Source organism: Rhodoblastus sp. (assembly GCF_052145335.1).
GTDB lineage: Bacteria > Pseudomonadota > Alphaproteobacteria > Rhizobiales > Beijerinckiaceae > Rhodoblastus.
In genome coordinates this window covers 1-3,180 of sequence record NZ_JBKQOU010000005.1, presented here as the reverse complement: position 1 = coordinate 3,180, position 3,180 = coordinate 1, and the positions used below count along the sequence as shown (strand labels likewise).

Annotated in this window: 4 protein-coding genes; 3 read left to right on the top strand and 1 reads right to left on the bottom strand. The window is 52.5% G+C overall.

Annotated elements, in window-relative coordinates:
- Together ACLP2E_RS00415 and ACLP2E_RS00410 are read left to right on the top strand one after the other, a co-directional pair.
- Positions 1-897, top strand: an 897-nt coding sequence (locus ACLP2E_RS00415; RefSeq protein WP_442464826.1) for a glycosyltransferase family 4 protein, incomplete at its 5' end; no start/stop codon positions are given.
- A 286-nt stretch (positions 898-1,183) separates the two neighbouring features.
- Complete coding sequence (locus tag ACLP2E_RS00410; protein ID WP_442464825.1) at positions 1,184-2,593, top strand: GumC family protein; 1,410 nt, start codon at positions 1,184-1,186, stop codon at positions 2,591-2,593.
- 28 nt (positions 2,594-2,621) lie between these two features.
- Here ACLP2E_RS00410 and ACLP2E_RS00405 read toward each other — a convergent pair whose 3' ends face one another.
- Entirely contained in the window at positions 2,622-2,795 is a 174-nt protein-coding gene (locus tag ACLP2E_RS00405) for a hypothetical protein (RefSeq protein ID WP_442464824.1), read from the bottom strand.
- A 174-nt stretch (positions 2,796-2,969) separates the two neighbouring features.
- On the opposite strand from ACLP2E_RS00405, the gene ACLP2E_RS00400 reads away from it, so the two are divergent.
- Positions 2,970-3,180 (top strand): hypothetical protein (locus tag ACLP2E_RS00400; RefSeq protein WP_442464823.1); only part of this gene is annotated, 211 nt, incomplete at its 3' end.

Here is a 3,180-nt window from a genome sequence, read left to right as displayed (position 1 = left end):
CTCACTGGCGTCGCTGGTCTCGTCACTGGGAGCAAATGCATCGCAACGCACCATTGCCCACGTAATAAGCAGCATAGGTCTATGCAGTTCATTGATATGGTAATGGGCTCAGTCGGAGTTTATGATGAGATCGTTTGCGTGTCACAAGCTGTCGCCACTTCATTTGAAAGTCATCCAGCCAACTATCTGAGCCGTATTCGTGTCGTGACCAACGGCCTGCCGTTTCTGACTCCAACAATGGCTCGGGAAGAAGTCAGACGGCGGCTCGGCATCGAAAACAGCGAGGGATTTCTTTTTATGGCGGGCCGACTCGCTCCTCAAAAAAACGTCTCGGCCGCAGTTTTGGCTATGACGAGGACAAACAATATCAGATTGGTTTTGGCTGGAGAAGGTCCGCAGAGAAAAGAATTAGAGCAGATAATATTCAACGGCGATTTGTCAAAAAAAGTAACATTGCTTGGAATGCGTCCTAATGAGGACGTGATAAATTTATTATATGCATGTGATGCATACGTTCAGGTCAGTATGTACGAAGGGCACAGCTTTTCGCTCCTTGAAGCAATCTACGCCCGCTGTCCTTTGCTTGTGAGCGACGTGCCGACACAAGTTGAGGCCGTCAGCTTGCCAAACGGGTCGCACGCAGCCGTTTTTTGTGACCCTGCAAATATTGACGAAATGGCGCAGGCGATGAATTGCGTTGTATTTGACGAACAGCGTCGGCGGCAACTCGCCAGTTCTGTCGAACAATTGGCCGCGACGCTTCCAACCGAAACCAAGATGCAGGACACATATTCTGGCATAATAAAGTCACTCGCGACACCTACTAATTCAGACCGGCAGCGTCGTGCGGATACGAAATATGGACGCGCAAATATTGAAGACAGCAAATCGGCATAGCGTACGCTGCGGCGTCAGCTTCTTGTTAGCTAAGTGGAATGACGGCGCTATCAGGTTACAAGTTCATTGCGCGCAAGCGCCGCGATGTGTGCGAGAGTATCATACGGATATTTATCATAGGTATCACCATTTTACATAATGTATTGTGTATAAAATTGCTGCGGTTGGGTTATTTCGTGCGCTATTTCTATCATGTTTGTATTCCAGCGCCGCCGCTCATCGCGGTGAAATGCAACGAGCAATCGCCGTCAAACGGGACAGATTGCGAAACCGACGGAGAGAACCCGTGACAGCAATCAGTGGCGTGGCCGTTGAAAATCGCGTTGAGCGACGGGAAACCCTCGACATCGCATCAATCGTGTGGAGGCGGCGATACGTTGCATTTGCCACCTCTTTTGCCGTCGCGGCTTTGTTCTTTGTCGGAATGCTGCTTATCACGCCAAAGTATGAAGCGACCGCAATGCTGATCGTGGGAGAGGTAAGCGGCGAGCATCCGAGCGATCCCTTTCGAAAGACAGCCGGCTCTTCGTTGGCTCTGATTGCCGAGAGCAGCGAGGTCGTCCGCGACGCCGCCACAAAAGTCGGTCTGCTCCAATTGCTTAGCCCAGGCGACGCGCCCCGCAATTCCTGGCTGGCGGACTTAGCAGACAAGTCCTTGCTCGGAAGAGCGCTTCTCGGTGGTTGGAGAAATAGTCGACCTGATAAATTGGCGAACGCCTCGCCGCTGGACAAGGCGATCCCCCTATTATCCAAGTCTCTAAGTGTACACTTGGAACCAAACTCCGACGTGATTACCATCGCCTTCAGGCACAAAGACCCTACGATCGCGTCAGCTTTTGCAAATGCGATTGCGGAGGAAGTTATAAATCGACAACTGACGGTTATCAGCCTTACTGGCGCCGCGCGCTTTTACGAACAACAGGGAGAAAAATTTCGTGACGAAGTGAGGGGCGCCTCCAAGAATTTTGAGATTTTCGCCGTCGCGAACAAGACCTACTCTATCGATGAGCAGAATACCCTTTTGCTCAAGCGCCTGAGCGAGCTGACGGGTTCATTGCTTGCAGCCAGGAGCGCGATTGTCGAGAAGCAGGGACGCAAGCAGAGTCTCACAGACCAGCTCCGCAGGCTGAAAGCGGTGGCGCAATCCTCATATGTCAGTTCATTGGTGGATAACCTTGGAACCGCAAGAAACAATCGCCCAAACGAACCGGCAGACGCGGCGTCTTCCGCCGTTTTGTCCTCCGGCCCTCCATTGTTGATGGTGCGCGTTTATCAGGACGCGATGGTGGAGTTGTTGAAAGTCAACTCCGATCTTTCTGGCCTGGCCAATGTCGAAGGCGAGCTGACCAAACAAATCGCGGAAGCGAATGCAGAACTCAGCGCGTTGGCGACCAAGGCCGTAGAATTCTCGGAACTCAAGGCGGCGGTGGAGCAGGCGAAGGTCAATGCGGTCACATATGGCAAGCGAACCGTGGAGGAGCGAATTTCAGCAGAACTTAGCAGCGCCAAAATAACTCCAGTCAAGATTGTCCAGCGCGCATTCACACCGCTCGACCCGGTGTTTCCGAAATATATCATCTTTTCGCTTGTAGGCTTGGTCTTGGCTGCCGGGGCTGGCGCAGCGGTTGCGTTCGGGCTTGAAACTCGCTCGAGCGGCAAGCAAGGCGTCCGTCCCATGATCAGGAAGAATGCGTAACCGCCTCATTGTGGATTGAGTTCTTGCTTCATGCCAGCGAGCCGAAAAAGCGAAGGTTATTGCTTTCGACGGCAAGCTGCGAAATTCGCTCGACGGCTTCACCGGCGTGCAGCGCTATTATCCAGTGGCACATGTCCAGCAAGCGACGCATCGGGGCGGTTATTGACGCGCCTGGATAGTTCTTCCAGACCTTGGTCGACATTAAGATCATCGATGACGCCGGTGTCTGGAATCCCGCTGTTCGCCCCGTCTTTACGTAAATAAACACGGTCAGAGGCGGAAGCGTGACGCCACGACTAATAAAAATCACTTTGCGTCGCCAGGGCACGCCTTGGGCCCGACGTGTTGGTCATTTGTTTCATTCGGGCGCAAAAAGATGAAAGTATTTGCTTTGCTCAACCGATCGTCCCAGCCACGCGCCGTTGTGGCGCGGATTGGGTTATATGTTATCGCCACGGTTGGTCCGATCGGCGCATCTATTGCGCAATTTCTTCTGTCAATTCACGTTCTCAGCACATCATCGCCGATACAATTTGGCACTTTCTCTTTTTTGCTCGTCACATCGCAATTCGGCGCTGGAATTTGGA

What these genes read in the sequence shown, in the direction of transcription:
- ACLP2E_RS00405 (WP_442464824.1), bottom strand. Translation starts at nt 2,795, where the DNA reads ATGTCGACCAAGGTCTGGAAGAACTATCCAGGCGCGTCAATAACCGCC.